Origin of the sequence: Mycolicibacterium monacense, from assembly GCF_010731575.1 — a bacterium.
Lineage (GTDB): Bacteria > Actinomycetota > Actinomycetes > Mycobacteriales > Mycobacteriaceae > Mycobacterium > Mycobacterium monacense.
The window spans coordinates 1,567,359-1,584,432 of record NZ_AP022617.1; the positions used below are offsets into that span (position 1 = coordinate 1,567,359).

The following is a 17,074-nucleotide window of genomic DNA, read 5'->3' on the forward strand; positions in this document are numbered from 1 at the left end:
CCCTTCGATGAGAACCATCCGGCAACTGTCGGCGACGTACCAGAGGGGGATCGACGGGCTATGAGTTCGGCGACCGTGCTCGACTCCATCATCGAGGGAGTCCGCGCCGACGTTGCCGCTCGAGAGGCCGTGGTCAGCCTCACCGAGATCAAGGAACGGGCGCAGCGCGCGAAGCCTCCACTGGACGTGATGGCCGCCCTGCGCGAACCCGGCATCGGGGTCATCGCCGAGGTCAAGCGGGCCAGTCCGTCCCGGGGAGCGCTCGCTCAGATCGGGGATCCCGCCGACCTGGCCCGCGCCTATCAGGACGGCGGCGCCCGCGTAATCAGCGTGCTGACCGAACAGCGCCGGTTCAACGGTTCGCTCGACGACCTCGACGCAGTCCGCGCGGCGGTGTCGATCCCGGTCCTGCGGAAGGACTTCATCGTCCGGCCGTATCAGATCCACGAAGCCCGCGCCCACGGTGCCGACATGTTGCTGCTCATCGTCGCCGCACTCGAACAGCCCGTGCTCGAGTCGTTGCTGGAGCGCACCGAGTCGCTCGGGATGACGGCGCTGGTGGAGGTCCACACCGAAGCCGAAGCCGACCGCGCACTGCAGGCCGGTGCCCGGGTGATCGGCGTCAACGCGCGGAATCTCAAGACCCTCGAGGTGGACCGCGACTGCTTCGCGCGCATCGCCCCGGGACTGCCGTCGAATGTCATCCGCATCGCGGAGTCCGGCGTGCGCGGCCCTGCCGACCTGCTGGCGTACGCCGGTGCCGGCGCCGACGCCGTGCTCGTCGGCGAAGGCCTGGTGACCAGCCGCGACCCCCGCAGTGCGGTGGCCGACCTGGTGACCGCCGGAACCCATCCGTCCTGCCCGAAACCGTCCCGATAGCGTGGCCGAACTCGTCGACTCGGACCTGCCGCGCTCCAGTGCGGCCGTCGCCGAACCCACCAGCCACGACCCGGACGCCCGCGGCCACTTCGGCCCGTACGGCGGACGCCTCGTTCCCGAGGCGCTGATGGCGGTCATCGAGGAGGTCACCGCGGCCTACGAGAAGGCCCGTGGCGACCAGACGTTCCTCGACGAACTCGATCGGCTGCAGCGCCACTACAGCGGCCGTCCTTCGCCGCTGTACGAGGCCACCCGGCTCAGCGAGCACGCCGGCGGGGCGCGCATCTTCCTCAAACGAGAAGACCTCAACCACACGGGTTCCCACAAGATCAACAACGTGCTCGGGCAGGCGCTGCTCGCACGTCAGATGGGCAAGACCCGGGTCATCGCCGAGACCGGCGCCGGCCAGCACGGTGTCGCGACGGCCACCGCCTGCGCACTGCTCGGCCTGGACTGCGTGATCTACATGGGCGCGGTCGACACGGCCCGTCAGGCGCTGAATGTGGCGCGCATGCGCCTGCTCGGCGCCGAGGTGGTCTCCGTTGAGGCCGGTTCGAAGACGCTCAAGGACGCGATCAACGAGGCCTTCCGCGACTGGGTCACCAACGCCGACGAGACGTACTACTGCTTCGGCACCGCGGCGGGCCCGCACCCGTTCCCCTTGATGGTGCGCGATTTCCAGCGCATCATCGGCCTCGAAGCGCGGGCCCAGATCCAGGCCCAGGCCGGCCGGCTCCCGGATGCGGTGACGGCGTGCGTCGGCGGCGGCTCCAATGCGATCGGCGTCTTCCACGCCTTCATCGACGATCCCCGTGTGCGGTTGATCGGTTACGAGGCGGCCGGAGACGGGGTCGAAACGGGCCGGCACGCCGCCACGTTCACCGGCGGCTCACCCGGTGCGTTCCAGGGCTCCTTCTCCTACCTGCTGCAGGACGAGGACGGCCAGACGATCGAATCGCATTCGATCTCGGCCGGTCTGGACTATCCAGGCGTGGGGCCCGAGCACGCGCTGCTCAAGGACATCGGTCGCGCCGAGTACCGGCCCATCACCGATACCGAGGCCATGGACGCGTTCTCGCTGCTGTGCCGCACCGAGGGGATCATCCCGGCCATCGAGTCCGCGCACGCGGTCGCCGGTGCGCTCAAGCTCGGCCCGGAACTCGGGCCGGGTTCGGTGATCCTGGTCAACCTGTCCGGGCGCGGTGACAAGGACGTCGAGACCGCGGCGAAATGGTTCGGTCTGCTGGACAAAGGCGGTTCATGAGTCGGTTGGGTGGCTTGTTCGACGCTTGCCGAGCGGAGCGACGCGCGGCGCTCATCGGATACCTGCCAACCGGATTCCCCGACGTGCCGGCATCGATCTCGGCGATGACAGCGTTGGTCGAATCGGGTTGCGACATCATCGAAGTCGGCATCCCGTACTCCGACCCGGGGATGGACGGCCCGGTCATCGCCGCCGCCACCGAGGCGGCGCTGCAGGGCGGCGTTCGGGTGCGCGACACCCTGACGGCGGTCGAGGCCATCAGCAACGCCGGCGGGCGCGCAGTGGTGATGACGTACTGGAATCCCGTGCTGCGGTGGGGGATCGACGCCTTCGCGAGGGATCTCGCCGCCGCGGGTGGACTGGGTCTGATCACCCCTGATCTCATTCCCGAAGAGGCAGACGAGTGGATGGCGGCTTCCGACGCCCACGATCTGGACCGGATCTTCCTGGTGGCCCCGGCGTCGACGCCCGAGCGGCTGGCCAAGACGGTCCAGGCGACACGGGGGTTCGTCTACGCGGCATCGACGATGGGCGTCACCGGTGCCCGAGACGCCGTCTCGAGTGCCGCTCCCGAACTCGTCGCGCGCGTCAAGGAGGTCTCCGACATCCCGGTCGGCGTCGGCCTCGGTGTGCGGTCGCGGGAGCAGGCCGCCGAGATCGGCGCGTACGCCGACGGCGTGATCGTCGGATCGGCGCTGGTGTCGGCGCTCAAGGACGGTGTGCCCGCGGTGCGCGCGCTGACCGAGGAACTAGCTGAGGGAGTCCGCCAGAGGGTGACCGCGTGACGAGCACGCTCGCCTACATTCCCAGTCCGCCGCAAGGCGTGTGGGAACTCGGGCCGTTCCCGCTGCGCGCGTACGCGCTGTGCATCATCGCGGGCATCATCGTCGCGTTGGTCCTGGGCGACCGCCGCTGGGAGGCGCGCGGCGGCGAGCGCGGCGTCATCTACGACATCGCCCTGTGGGCGGTGCCGTTCGGGCTGATCGGTGGCCGGCTCTACCACGTCATCACCGATTGGCAGACGTACTTCGGGCCCGACGGCGCCGGGCTGATCGCGGCGTTCCGCATCTGGGAGGGCGGCCTTGGCATTTGGGGCGCGGTGGCGCTCGGCGGGGTCGGGGCCTGGATCGCCTGCCGCCGTCGCGGCATCCCGCTGCCCGCGTTCGGCGACGCCATCGCGCCCGGCATCATCCTGGCGCAGGCGATCGGCCGGCTCGGCAACTACTTCAATCAGGAGCTCTACGGCCGCGCGACGACGGTGCCGTGGGGGCTCGAGATCTACGAGCGGGTCGATGCCAGCGGTGCGCGCAATGACCTGATCGGGGTGTCGACGGGCCGCGTCATCGAGATCGTGCACCCCACCTTCCTCTACGAATTGGTGTGGAACCTGCTGGTTTTCGCGGTTCTCATCTGGGCGGACCGGCGGTTCAACCTGGGGCACGGCCGGCTGTTCGCGCTGTACGTCGCGGGCTACTGCCTCGGCCGGTTCTGGATCGAGCTGCTGCGCAGTGACATGGCCACCGAGCTGGCGGGTATCCGGGTCAACTCGTTCACGTCGATGTTCGTGTTCATCGGAGCCGTGGTGTACCTGATGGCGGCTCCGCGCGGCCGGGAGGACCCCGCGACGCTTCGGAGTGACGTGGATGAGGAGGTTGAAGCCGCGGCCGTCTCGCCGAACGATTTCGAGGCCGATGCGGTCGAACCCGGCGGAAGCGACGAAGACGACGCTGCGACCACAGCGCTGCTCAAAGAGGCCGCGGCCGCCACGGGTGTGGGAGTCGCCGCGAAAGTCGCGGGGGAGGAAGACGCGAAGGACGAGGACGTCCAGTCCGACACGGCGGAGCCGGTCGCCGAGGCTGAGGCGTTGGCTGAGGATGTCGAGTCGGCGCCGTCGGAGGACATTGCCGAGGCGGTGGCGTTCGCGGAGGCTGGTGAGGCCGCGGATCGTGAGCCGTTGACGACGGCCGGTGTCGTTGAGGGTGAGGACGCGGTCGCGGCTGAGGAGTCGGCTGAAGAGGCGCATGGGGCGGCGGTCGACGGCGCCGGAGAAGCCGAAGTGGTCGCCGAGGAAGTCGCCGCTGAGGACAGGGCCCAGGAGACGCCCGCTGAAGCGCCGAGTGTGAAACCTTCGCGATTCTTGGGCCGACTTTTCGCGAGAGCTTCACACTCGGTGAAGCCGGAGCCCGCGGAAGCGGGCAAGGCTGCTGATCATGAGACGTTGACGACGGCCGGTGCTGCCGACGGCGGGCCCGATGAAGAAATGCCGGAGCCGGTAGCCGAGGCGGAGGCACTGGCGGAGGACGTCGAGTCGGCGCCCTCGGAGGACATCGCTGAGGCGGTGGCGTTCGCGGAAGCCGGTGAGGCTGCCGATGAGGAGCCTCCGGTCACTGTCGGTGTCGTCGAGGGTGAGGATGCGGTCGCGGCTGAGGAGTCGGCCGAGGAGGCGCATGAGGCTGCGGTTGAGGGTGCCGCGGAGGCCGAGGCGCTCGCCGACGAAGTCGCTGTTGCAGATGCTGGCGAGCCTGAGCCTGAAGGCGAGCCGGAGCCAGTGGCCGAGGTCGAGGCTGGTGAGGCGGCTGATCGTGAGCCGTTGACGACCGCTGGTGTCGTCGAGGGTGAGGATGCGGTCGCGGCTGAGGAGTCGGCCGAGGAGGCGCATGAGGCGGCGGTCGAGGGCGCCGAGGAGGCCGAGGCGCTCGCCGACGAAGTCGCTGTTGCGGATGCTGGCGAGCCCGAGTCCGAGCCGGAGCCGGTGGCCGAGGTCGAGGCTGGTGAGGCGGCTGATCGTGAGCCGTTGACGACCGCTGGTGTCGTTGAGGGTGAGGATGCGGTCGCGGCTGAGGAGTCGGCCGAGGAGGCGCATGAGGCTGCGGTCGAGGGTGCCGAGGAGGCTGAAGCGCTCGCCGACGAGGTCGCCGGTGACATGGCGGAGCCGGTGGCCGAGGTCGGGGCTGGTGACGCTGGGGATCGTGAGGCGTTGACGACGGCTGGTGCGGTTGAGGGTGAGGACGCGGTCGCGGCTGAGGAGTCGGCCGAGGAGGCGCATGAGGCTGCGGTCGAGGGTGCCGCGGAGGCTGAAGCGCTCGCCGACGAGGTGGCTGCCGACGATGCTGCCGCCCTCGAAGGAGAAGACGCCGTCGCCGAAGGGGGGCTCGACGAGGACCTCGAGGCGGCAGTGGAACGGGCCGACGAGGCCGAGGCGGTCGCGGAGGAGATCGCCGTCGCCGACGCCGAAGGGCAGTTCGCCGACGACGAGCCCGTGGAGGACTGGGACGCCGAAGCCGTCGCCGGAGAGGTCGGCGCCGCCGAAGCGGAGGCGCTCGAAGACTCGGCCGTCGAGCAGGAGACCGCGCCCGACGAGACCGCCGAACCGGTCGTCGACGACGAAGAGTTGGCGGCAAGTGCGCAGGATGCGCCTGGCGACGACGTCGCTGACATCGACGAGGGCGGTGAGACCGACGCGTCCGCCTACCGGATCATCACGACCCCCGAACCGGTTCCGACACGTCGCCGGTGGTTCCGCCGCCGCAAGTGATGTCGTAGCGAGTCCGCTGCGCTGATCGGCATCGTTGTCACACCCACCCGCTATCATCGAACCTATGTTCGAAGGTTCGCAGACGGCGGCTCGGTCACTTGTCGACCGCATTGCCGGCTCGTCGCGTGCGGCCAACCAGGCAACCGCGCGGATGCTGGTCGCCGTGGGCGATCTATATCGCCTGCGGTTGCGGGAGGTCGGCGATTCCGCGTATGCGGCCTGCGACACCGTCGATTCCGTATCCGCAGAAGTCGCCGCCGCGCTCACGATCAGCACGGGCCTGGCGGCCAGCCACCTACGCCACGCCCTGGCGATGGAAGAGCGGCTGCCCCAGGTCGGCGCCGCGTTCGTCGCAGGCGATCTCGACTACTTCATGTTCCAGACCATCGTCAGCCGCACCAAACTCGTCATCGACCCTGAGGCGTTGAGGTCCGTCGACGGGCAGGTCGCCGCGGGCGTCGCGCGGTGGCGGGGGCTGACTCAGAAACAGCTCGCCGCACGTGTCGATCGGATCGTCAAACGGGTTGACCCCGACGCCGTACGACGGCGCAAGGAGGCCGCCGCACGGCGCGAGGTGTCGGTCGCCGACCGAATCGACGGCCTGTCAGAAATCTGCGCGACGGTGTTCACCACCACGGCCCACGCATTCGATCGACGCTTGTCCGCACTTGCTGCGACGGTCTGCGCCAACGATCCGCGCACCACCGAGCAACGCCGGGCCGACGCCATCGACGCGATGGTCGCCGGCGCCGATCGGATGGCGTGCCGCTGCGACAGCCCCGACTGTGCGGCGGGCGGGCTGAGCGCGAGCCCCACGGTGATCCACATGGTCGCCGACCGGTCGACCCTCGACGGGGTCGGCGACCGCGAGGGGTCACTGATCGGCGCCGACGGTTTGATTCCGGCGGAAGTCGTTGCCGAACTTGCCCACACCGCGAAGCTGCGCCCACTGACCCTTCCGGGTGACGCCGCACCCGAACCCCACTACACCCCGTCGCGTGCACTCGCCGAATACGTCCGGTGCCGCGATCTGACATGCCGTTTCCCTGGTTGTGACCGTCCGGCGATGCGCACCGACGTCGACCACACCGTCCCGTACGCGGGCGGCGGGCCGACACAGGCGGCCAACCTCAAATGCTTGTGCCGCCTGCACCACTTGCTCAAAACGTTCGGCGGCTGGAAAGACCAGCAGCTGCCCGACGGCACCGTGATCTGGACGAGCCCGTCCGGGCACACCTACATCACCACCCCGGGGAGCGCATTGTTGTTCCCCGGTCTGTGCGCCCCGACCACACCAGCCGCGGCGGCGCCGTGCACCGGCACCGTGACGGGGGATCGGAACGCCAAGATGCCGCAGCGCCGCCGCACCCGCGCCCAGAACCGCGCGGCGGCCATCGCCGCTGAGCGCGCCCACAACCGGGCCATGCGCCAGGTGCGCCGGCAAGAGCTCCACGCGTACCTGTTCGGGAACGAACCCGATCCGAGCGACGAGCCGCCGCCGTTCTGACGCCGCGGACCGCGGGGCTTCTGGCATGCTGATCACATGACCGATCCCTCGCAGTTCGGTAACGCACCCGACGGCATCCCACCTCCTCCGCCGCAGGGTTACTACCCGCCGCCTCCCGGCAACTACCCGCCGCCCTACTACGACCCGTCGGCGCCCTACGGCAGGCATCCGATGACCGGGGAGCCGTACTCGGACAAATCGAAGGTCGTCGCTGGCCTACTCCAACTCGTCGGCCTGCTCGGCATCGTCGGCATCGGCCGCATGTACCTCGGGCAGGTCGGGTTGGGTGTCGCCCAGTTGGTCGTCGGTCTCGTCACCTGCGGTATCGGCGCGGTGATCTGGGGGATCGTCGATGCGGTTCTCATCTTCACCGACAAGGTCCGCGACCCGAACGGTCTCCCGCTGCGCGATGGAACCTGACGCTCCCGCACCGAGTCGTACGCCGGTCTACCTCACCCTCGGCGCCGGCGCACTCTTCGCGGGCGCGCTGACCTACATCGGTGTCGCCGACCCCCACCGGCCGGGCTTCCTCGCCCCGCTCTGCCCGTTCAAAGCCCTCACCGGCTGGGACTGCCCGGCCTGTGGGGGACTGCGGATGACGCACGATCTGCTGCACGGTGACCTCGCCGCCGCCGTGGCCGACAACGTCTTCCTCCTCGTCGGTATCCCGCTGCTCGCGCTGTGGGTCTTCTTCCGGCGGCGTCACCACCAAGCCGTGCTGCCGGTGACCGCGATCGTCGTCATCGCAGTGGCCACCATCACCTGGACGGTGGTCCGCAATCTGCCCGGATTTCCGCTGGTCCCGACCTTGCTCGACGGGTAGGCGCCCACCTGCGCTGATACACTGGCACTTCGGGCCGCCGCAGTCCCGGCAACGTTTTCCGGACCTGCGGAGGTGCAATCCAATGCTCTACTCGGCTACCCCAGGCGCACAGGGACTCTACGATCCCGAGCACGAAAAGGACTCGTGCGGCGTCGCCATGATCGCCGACATCCGGGGCCGACGGTCGCACTCCATCGTCGCTGACGGCTTGGTTGCCCTGGAACACCTCGACCACCGCGGCGCGGCAGGCGCGGAGACCAACAGCGGCGACGGCGCCGGCATCCTCCTGCAGCTACCGGTCGAACTGTTCACCGAGGTCGTCGACTTCGACCTCCCACAGCCCACAGCCGACGGTTGCAACACCTTCGCGGCCGGCATCTGCTTCCTGCCGCAGGATCCGGTGGCGCGGGCCGAGGCCTGTCGCCAGGTGGAGGCGCTGGCGGCCGAGGAGCACCTCGAAGTGCTCGGGTGGCGGACCGTTCCCGTGGACCCCGACGGTGCCGACGTCGGGGCGACCGCGCGGAGCTGCATGCCGTACATGGCCCAATTGTTCGTCGCCGCACCGGAAGTCGACGGGGCGAGGCGCGGCGGCATCGAACTCGACCGGCGCGTGTACCCGCTGCGCAAACGCGCCGAGAACTCCGCCGACGTCTACTTCCCGTCCCTGTCCAGCCGCACGATCGCCTACAAGGGCATGCTCACCACGGTGCAGTTGCCGCTGTACTTCAGCGATCTGCGCGACGCGCGGTGCACCAGCGCCATCGCGATCGTCCACAGTCGCTTCTCCACCAACACCTTCCCGTCCTGGCCGCTCGCGCACCCGTTCCGCTTCGTCGCCCACAACGGCGAGATCAACACCGTGCGCGGCAACCGCAACCGCATGCACGCCCGCGAAGCGATGCTGGCCAGCGCCAACATCCCGGGCGACCTCAGCAGGCTCTCTCCGATCTGCACACCCGACGCCTCGGACTCGGCGAGTTTCGACGAGGTCCTCGAACTGCTCCACCTCGGCGGTCGCAGCCTGCCCCACGCGGTGCTCATGATGATCCCGGAGGCCTGGGAGAACAACACCTCGATGGATGCCGACGAGCGGGCGTTCTGGCAGTTCCACGCCTCGCTGATGGAACCGTGGGACGGCCCGGCCTGCGTCACCTTCACCGATGGCACGTTGGTCGGAGCGGTGTTGGACCGCAACGGATTACGGCCCGGTCGCTGGTGGCGCACCATCGACGACCGGATCATCCTCGCCAGCGAGAGCGGAGTGCTCGACGTGCCGCCCGAGCAGATCGTCGCAAAAGGACGCCTGCAGCCCGGCAAGATGCTGCTGATCGACACGGCGGCCGGCCGCATCGTCAGCGATGACGAGATCAAGCTCGGACTGTCGAAGGCCGAGGCCTACGGCGAATGGCTGCATGCCGGGCTGCTCGAACTCGGCACACTCCCGGATCGCGCGCGCGTGCAGCCCAACCACGAATCCGTGGTCCGCCGCCAGATCTCCTTCGGCTACACCGAGGAGGAACTGCGCATCCTCATCACCCCGATGGCCGCCTCCGGCGCCGAACCCCTGGGATCGATGGGCACCGACACCCCGTCCGCGGTCCTCTCCGAACGGTCCCGGCCGCTCTACGACTACTTCGTCGAACTCTTCGCCCAGGTCACCAACCCGCCGCTGGACGCGATCCGCGAAGAGGTGGTGACCAGCATGGCCCGCATCATGGGCCCGGAGCAGAACCTCCTCGAACCGACGGCGGCGTCCTGCCGTCAGATCCTGCTCAAGTGGCCGGTGCTCGACAACGACGAACTCAACAAGATCGTCCACATCAACGACGACGGGGAGCACCCGGGTCTGCGTGCCACGGTCCTCAAGGCGCTCTACGACGTCGAGCGTGGCGGCGAGGGCCTGGCCGACGCCCTCGACGATTTGCGCACCCGCGCAAGCGATGCCATCGCCGACGGCGCCCGCACCCTGGTCATCTCGGACCGCGACTCCGACCACACCCGCGCACCGATCCCGTCGCTGCTCGCTGTGTCCGCGGTGCACCACCACCTCGTGCGCACCAAACAGCGCACCAAGGTGGCGTTGGTCGTCGAGTCCGGTGACGCCCGCGAGGTGCACCACGTCGCGATGCTCATCGGCTTCGGCGCCGCCGCGGTCAACCCGTACCTCGCCTTCGAAACGATCGAGGACCTCATCCGCGAAGGCGAACTCACCGGCATCGAGGCCACTGCCGCGGTCCGCAACTACCTCAAGGCGCTGGGCAAGGGCGTGACGAAGGTGATGAGCAAGATGGGCATCTCCACCGTCGCCTCCTACACGGCCGCGCAGGCGTTCGAGGCCGTCGGGATCGACCGCGACGTCGTCGACGAGTACTTCACCGGAACGCCGACCCAACTCGGCGGCATCGACCTCGACGTCATCGCCGAGGAGGTCAAGCTACGCCACCGGCGCGCGTACCCGGAGAACCCCACCGAACGCGTGCACCGCCGGCTCGAGGTCGGTGGCGAGTACGCCTTCCGCCGCGAGGGCGAACTCCATCTATTCACCCCGGAAGTGGTTTTCCTGCTTCAGCATTCGACACGCACCGGACGCGAGGACGTCTTCCGGCAGTACTCCGAGGAGGTCGACCGGCTGTCTCGCGACGGCGGCACCCTCCGCGGGCTGTTCGAGTTCAAGAAGGGCGCCCGGCCGCCGGTGCCGCTCGACGAGGTGGAGTCGGCCGCCGAGATCGTCAAACGGTTCAACACCGGTGCGATGAGTTACGGCTCGATCAGCGCCGAGGCCCACGAGACCATGGCGATCGCCATGAACAACCTCGGTGGCCGCTCGAACAGCGGCGAGGGTGGCGAAGATGTGGACCGACTCTACGATCCGCGGCGGCGCAGCGCGGTCAAACAGGTCGCCAGCGGCCGGTTCGGCGTGACCAGCGACTACCTCGTCAACGCCACCGACATCCAGATCAAGATGGCCCAGGGCGCCAAACCCGGTGAGGGCGGCCAGCTTCCGGGCTACAAGGTCTACCCCAACATCGCCAAGACGCGGCACTCGACGCCGGGGGTGGGCCTGATCTCGCCGCCGCCGCACCACGACATCTATTCGATCGAGGATCTCGCCCAGCTCATCCACGACCTGAAGAACGCCAACGACCGGGCCCGCATCCACGTCAAGCTGGTCAGCAGCGTCGGTGTCGGCACGGTCGCGGCCGGGGTGTCCAAGGCGCACGCCGACGTGGTGCTCATCTCCGGTCACGACGGCGGCACCGGCGCCGCGCCGCTGACCAGCCTCAAACACGCCGGCGCGCCCTGGGAGATCGGACTGGCCGACGCCCAGCAGACGTTGGTGCTCAACGGGCTTCGCGACCGCATCACCGTCCAGTGCGACGGCGGGATGCGCACTGCCCGCGACGTGATGGTGGCGATGCTGTTGGGCGCCGAGGAGTTCGGGTTCGCGACGGCTCCGCTGGTGGTGGCGGGCTGCATCATGATGCGGGTCTGCCACCTCGACACCTGCCCGGTCGGGGTCGCCACCCAGAACCCGGAACTGCGCGCGCGGTTCAACGGCAAACCGGAGTTCGTCGAGAACTTCTTCCGCTTCATCGCCGAGGACATCCGCCGCTACCTCGCCGAAATGGGCTTCCGCAGCGTCGACGAGGCCGTCGGGCACGCCGAGATCCTCGACACCGCGACCGGCGTGGAGCACTGGAAGAGCAAGGGACTCGACCTCACGCCGATCTTCACCGTGCCGACCGACGCACACAGCGGCAGGACCCAGCGGCGAAAGCTGAAAGACCAGTACCACGCGCTCGACCAGGCCCTCGACCAGACGCTCATCCAGTTGTCGGAGGGCGCACTCGAAGACGCCCACCCGGTGACGCTCGAACTGCCGGTCCGCAACGTCAACCGCACCGTGGGCACCCTGCTCGGTGCGGAGGTGACCCGCCGCTACGGGGCGGCCGGACTGCCGGACGACACCATCCGCGTCAAGCTCACCGGGTCGGCCGGCCAGTCGATCGGCGCGTTCCTGCCGCCGGGTATCACGATCGAGTTGACCGGTGACGCCAACGACTATGTCGGTAAGGGGCTTTCGGGCGGACGGATCATCGTCAAACCCGCCGACGACGTCTTGTTCCTGCCGGAGGACAACGTGATCGCCGGCAACACCCTGCTCTACGGCGCGACATCGGGGGAGGTGTTCCTGCGCGGCAAGGTCGGCGAGCGGTTCTGCGCCCGCAACTCCGGTGCGCTGGCCGTCGTCGAGGGCGTCGGCGACCACGCCTGCGAGTACATGACCGGTGGCCGGGTCGTGGTGCTCGGCAGGACCGGTCGCAACATGGCCGCCGGGATGTCGGGTGGTATCGCCTACGTGCTCGGGTTGAACCCGGCCAGGGTCAACACCGCCATGGTGGAGTTGCAGCGACTCGATCCGGAGGATCTGGTGTGGCTGCACGACGTCGTGGCCCGGCACGCGAGAAACACCGGAAGCACGGTGGCCACCTCGGTGCTCTCGGACTGGCCGCGGCGCAGCGCCCAGTTCACCAAAATCATGCCCAGCGACTACCAGCGCGTCCTGGAGGCCACCCGGATGGCCAAGGCCGAGGGACGCGACGTCGACACCGCGATCATGGAGGCCAGCCGTGGCTGATCCCACCGGATTCCTGAAGGTGCCCAAGGTCGAAGCCGCCAAGCGGCCTGTCGACGAGCGCGTCGGCGACTGGCACGAAGTGTACGAACGTCAGAGCCTGCCCGAGCGTGCCGAAGAGGTCTCGCAGCAGGCACGGCGCTGTATGGACTGCGGAATCCCGTTCTGCCACTCCGGTTCCGCCGGCTGCCCGCTGGGGAACCTGATCCCCGAGTGGAACGACCTGGTGCGCCGGGGACGCTGGGACGCCGCCAGCGAACGCCTGCACGCCACCAACAACTTCCCGGAGTTCACCGGACGGCTGTGCCCGGCGCCGTGCGAGGCGGCCTGCGTGCTCTCGATCAGCGAGGACCACACCGGCGGCAGCGTCACGATCAAACGCATCGAGAACACGATCGCCGATCAGGCGTGGGCGCTGGGCCTCGTCGACCCTCAACCGGCGTCGATCCGCACCGGTAGGCGGGTCGCCGTCGTGGGCTCCGGTCCTGCGGGTCTCGCTGCGGCCCAACAGCTCACGCGCGCCGGACACGACGTCACGGTCTTCGAACGCGACGACCGCATCGGCGGGCTCATGCGTTACGGCATCCCCGAGTACAAGCTGGAGAAGAGGACCCTCGACCAGCGGTTGGCGCAGATGCGCGCGGAGGGCACCCGGTTCGTCACCGAGTGCGAGGTGGGCGTCGACCTGACCGTGGAACAACTGCGAGAACGGCACGACGCCGTGGTCCTGGCTGTCGGTGCGCTGCGCGCCAGGGACAACGACGTCGAGGGCCGCCACCTCGACGGTGTGCACCTGGCGATGGAGCACCTGGTGCCGGCCAACAAGGAATGCGAGGGTGACGGCCCGTCCGCGCTGTCCGCGCGGGACAAGCACGTCGTGATCATCGGCGGCGGGGACACCGGCGCGGACTGCCTGGGCACCGCGCACCGCCAGGGGGCGGCGTCGGTCACCCAACTCGACTACAACCCGGAACCGCCGGAGACCCGTGACGACACCCGCACGCCGTGGCCGATGTGGCCGCTGGTGTTGCGGACCCGGCTGTCGCCGGCGCACGCCGAGGGTGGACAGCGCCGCTATCAGGTTGCGGTCCAGCGCTTCCTGGGTGACGAGCAGGGGCGCGTACGGGGCATGGAGATCGCCGAGGTCAAGGTGGAACGCGACGCCGAGGGCCGCAGGCAGATCGTGCCCGTCGGCGAGACGCTCGAGATCCCCTGCGATATGGCCTTGCTCGCGATCGGATTCGAGGGCGTCGAGCACATGCCCCTGCTCGACGGGCTCGGACTGAGCCTGAACAATCGCGGCGCGCTGCCCTGCGGCAGTGACTGGCAGACCGATGCGCCCGGGGTGTTCGTCTGTGGCGACGCCCACCGCGGCGCATCGCTGATCGTGTGGGCGATCGCCGAAGGCCGCAGCGCCGCCCACGCCGTCGACGCGTATCTGATGGGGGAGTCCGACCTGCCGGCGCCGGTGCGACCCGGCGCGCTGCCACTGGCCGTCGTCTGAATCGATCAACGACTACGATGAGTCAACGTGAATAGACGCGGGAAGATCGTCTGTACCCTCGGTCCGGCCACCGGCTCCGACGACGCCGTCCGGAAGCTGGTGGAGGCCGGGATGGATGTCGCGCGGCTCAACTTCAGCCACGGCGACTACCCCGATCACGAAGCCAACTACAAGCGGGTCCGCGCGGCCTCCGACCACACCGGACGCGCCGTCGGCATCCTCGCCGACCTGCAGGGTCCGAAGATCCGGCTGGGCCGCTTCGCCGACGGCCCGACCGTATGGGCCGAGGGCGAGACCGTCCGGATCACCGTCGACGACGTCGAGGGCACCCACGACCGCGTGTCGACCACCTACAAACGGTTGGCAGAGGACGCCACCCCCGGCGACCGGGTCCTCGTCGACGACGGCAACGTCGCGCTGGTGGTCAACGCCATCGAGGGCAACGACGTCGTCTGCGAGGTCACCGAGGGTGGCCGGGTCAGCAACAACAAGGGCATGTCGCTGCCCGGGATGAACGTCTCGGCGCCCGCGCTGTCGGAGAAGGACATCGAGGACCTCGAGTTCGCGGTGCGCCTCGGTGTCGACCTGGTCGCGCTGTCGTTCGTGCGGTCCCCGGCCGACGTCGAACTCGTGCACGAGGTGATGGACCGCGTGGGGCGGCGGGTCCCGGTGATCGCCAAACTGGAGAAACCGGAGGCGATCGACAACCTCGAGGCGATCGTGCTGGCTTTCGACGCGATCATGGTCGCCCGTGGCGATCTCGGCGTGGAACTGCCGCTCGAAGAGGTCCCGCTGGTGCAGAAGCGCGCCATCCAGATGGCCCGCGAGAACGCCAAACCCGTCATCGTCGCCACGCAGATGCTGGAGTCGATGATCGAAAACTCCCGGCCCACCCGCGCCGAGGCATCCGACGTCGCCAACGCGGTGCTCGACGGCGCGGACGCGGTCATGCTCTCGGGTGAGACATCGGTGGGCAAGTATCCGCTCGAGGCCGTGCGGACGATGGCGCGCATCATCATCGCCGTCGAGGAGAACTCCGTCGTAGTCCCGCCGCTGACCCACGTCCCGCGCACCAAGCGCGGCGTGATCTCCTACGCCGCCCGCGACATCGGGGAGCGGTTGGACGCCAAGGCGCTCGTCGCGTTCACCCAGTCCGGGGACACCGTGCGGCGTCTCGCGCGGCTGCACACGCCGCTGCCCGTGCTCGCGTTCACCGCGCTGCCCGAGGTGCGCAGCCAACTGGCCTTGACCTGGGGCACCGAAACGTTCATCGTGCCGCAGATCGGCACCACCGACGGCATGATCCGCCAGGTCGACAAGTCGCTGCTCGAACTCGGCCGCTACAAGCGGGGCGATCTGGTGGTCATCGTCGCGGGTGCGCCGCCGGGCACAGTAGGCTCCACGAATCTGATCCACGTGCACCGGATCGGGGAGGACGACGTCTAGATCCTGAGGGGGCATCTTGTCGGCAGCGGATTTCGACGAGCTGCTGGCACTGCTCGACCTCCGCAGGGTCGACGACGACACCTTCGCCGGATCTCACCCGAGCAAGAACCCGGTCCGCACCTTCGGCGGCCAGATGATGGCGCAGGCGTTCGTGGCGGCCAGTCGTGCGGTCGACCACCGGATCTCGCCCAGCGCGCTGTCGGTGCATTTCGTCGCCGGCGGCGACCCGGCCCGCGAGCTCGAGTTCCGGGTGACGCGGTTGCGCGACGAACGGCGGTTCGCCAACCGCCGGGTCGACGTGTGCCAGGGCCAGGACCTGTTGGCCACCGCGATGGTGTCGTACATGAACGGCGGGCGCGGCCTCGAACACGGAGTCGCGGCCCCCGATGTCCCGGGGCCCGAGGAGCTGCCGAAGATCGGCGAGTTGCTGCGCGGTTACGAGGAGACAGTGCCGCACTTCGTGAACGCGTTGCGGCCGATCGAGTGGCGCTACACCAACGATCCGGCCTGGGTGATGCGCGACAAAGGACAGCGCCTCGACCACAACCGGGTGTGGCTCAAGACCGAAGGCGCGATGCCCGACGACCCGGTGCTGCACACCGCGGCGCTGGTCTACTCGTCGGACACCACGGTGCTGGACTCGATCATCACCACCCACGGCCTGTCGTGGGGATTCGACCGCATCTTCGCTGCGACGATGAACCATTCGGTGTGGTTCCACCGACCGGTGCGGTTCGACGAGTGGGTGCTGTACTCGACCTCCTCGCCCGTGGCCGCCGAGTCACGCGGCCTCGGCACCGGGCACTTCTTCGACCGGTCCGGCGCGCTGCTGGCGACAGTCGCGTCGGACGCGGTCGTGAAGTACTTCCCGGGCCGCTAACGCGAGGGCGTCACCGTGACGCTGAACTGGTCTTCGATGTTGCGCTCGAACTGCTCCTGGCACTCCTGCTGCGCGGCGGCGTCGTTACCGGCCTCCTGCAGGCATTCGAACAGATCGCCCGCGCCGACCTCCCTGGCGAACATGACCGTCAGCGCGATCGCGACGATCGACACGACGACGCCAAGGACACCGAGCACGATGCCGGCCATCGCCACACCGCCGTTGGTGGCCTCACCGCGCTTGGCGCGGCCGCGGCCGAGGACGCCGAGGATCACCGCGACGACGCCGAGCAGGATTCCCCCGTAGACCGAGAGCAGACCGACGATCGCCACGATCAGGGAGGCGATGCCGAGGCCGTTCTTGGGCGCGGTCTGCATCGGGTAGCCACCGGGGTAGCCGCCGTACGCCCCCTGCGGCGGTGGGGGGTAGCCGCCGGGGTAGGCGCCGTACTGGTACGGCTGCTGCGGCGGCGGCGGATACGGCGGCTGCTGCGGGTACGGCTGTTGCTGTTGCGGGTACGGCTGCTGCTGCGTGGAATCGGGTGGGGGTGTTGACGGCGGTGCCGACGGGGACTGTTCGGGCTTGTCCGGCTCGGTCATG

12 protein-coding genes are annotated in these 17,074 nt (G+C 69.1%); 11 read left to right on the forward strand and 1 reads right to left on the reverse strand.

From position 1 onward, the window contains the following. Nucleotides 1–60 precede the first annotated feature (60 nt). From trpC to G6N49_RS07510, 11 genes are all read left to right on the forward strand, one after another. The gene (gene trpC, locus G6N49_RS07460; protein ID WP_011560444.1) at nt 61–879 is read left to right on the forward strand and encodes an indole-3-glycerol phosphate synthase TrpC; all 819 of its coding nucleotides are present in this window, start codon (nt 61–63) and stop codon (nt 877–879) included. A gap of 1 nt (nt 880) precedes the next feature. Then, nucleotides 881–2,143, forward strand: coding sequence for a tryptophan synthase subunit beta (gene trpB, locus G6N49_RS07465; RefSeq protein WP_083045292.1), 1,263 nt, complete (start codon nt 881–883; stop codon nt 2,141–2,143). Further along, nucleotides 2,140–2,928: a tryptophan synthase subunit alpha gene (trpA, locus tag G6N49_RS07470; protein WP_011560442.1), complete on the forward strand. Its 789-nt coding sequence runs from the start codon at nt 2,140–2,142 to the stop codon at nt 2,926–2,928. Before trpB ends, trpA begins: the two co-directional genes overlap by 4 nt. After that, a complete protein-coding gene (lgt, locus tag G6N49_RS07475; protein ID WP_083045293.1) occupies nt 2,925–5,678 on the forward strand; it encodes a prolipoprotein diacylglyceryl transferase in 2,754 nt (917 codons plus the stop codon). The genes trpA and lgt overlap by 4 nt, the downstream gene beginning before the upstream one ends. 64 nt (nt 5,679–5,742) lie before the next feature. Beyond that, entirely contained in the window at nt 5,743–7,185 is a 1,443-nt protein-coding gene (locus tag G6N49_RS07480) for an HNH endonuclease signature motif containing protein (protein ID WP_083045294.1), read from the forward strand. A gap of 36 nt (nt 7,186–7,221) precedes the next feature. Then, complete coding sequence (locus tag G6N49_RS07485) at nt 7,222–7,605, forward strand: NINE protein (protein ID WP_011560439.1); 384 nt, start codon at nt 7,222–7,224, stop codon at nt 7,603–7,605. Next, nucleotides 7,595–8,008 (forward strand): DUF2752 domain-containing protein, encoded by a 414-nt coding sequence (locus G6N49_RS07490; protein ID WP_083045295.1) that lies wholly within the window; start codon nt 7,595–7,597, stop codon nt 8,006–8,008. The genes G6N49_RS07485 and G6N49_RS07490 overlap by 11 nt, the downstream gene beginning before the upstream one ends. Before the next feature lie 82 nt (nt 8,009–8,090). Then, nucleotides 8,091–12,647, forward strand: coding sequence for a glutamate synthase large subunit (gene gltB / locus G6N49_RS07495; protein ID WP_083045296.1), 4,557 nt, complete (start codon nt 8,091–8,093; stop codon nt 12,645–12,647). Next, on the forward strand, nt 12,640–14,148 hold the full coding sequence (locus G6N49_RS07500) for a glutamate synthase subunit beta (RefSeq protein ID WP_011855955.1): 1,509 nt from the start codon (nt 12,640–12,642) through the stop codon (nt 14,146–14,148). The genes gltB and G6N49_RS07500 overlap by 8 nt, the downstream gene beginning before the upstream one ends. 27 nt (nt 14,149–14,175) lie before the next feature. Then, nucleotides 14,176–15,594, forward strand: coding sequence for a pyruvate kinase (gene pyk, locus G6N49_RS07505; RefSeq protein WP_011560435.1), 1,419 nt, complete (start codon nt 14,176–14,178; stop codon nt 15,592–15,594). 16 nt (nt 15,595–15,610) lie between these two features. Next, nucleotides 15,611–16,474 (forward strand): acyl-CoA thioesterase II, encoded by an 864-nt coding sequence (locus G6N49_RS07510; RefSeq protein ID WP_011560434.1) that lies wholly within the window; start codon nt 15,611–15,613, stop codon nt 16,472–16,474. Here G6N49_RS07510 and G6N49_RS07515 read toward each other — a convergent pair. Next, nucleotides 16,471–17,073: a DUF4190 domain-containing protein gene (locus G6N49_RS07515; protein WP_011855954.1), complete on the reverse strand. Its 603-nt coding sequence runs from the start codon at nt 17,071–17,073 to the stop codon at nt 16,471–16,473. The genes G6N49_RS07510 and G6N49_RS07515 overlap by 4 nt on opposite strands. Between the last annotated feature and the right edge of the window lies 1 nt (nt 17,074).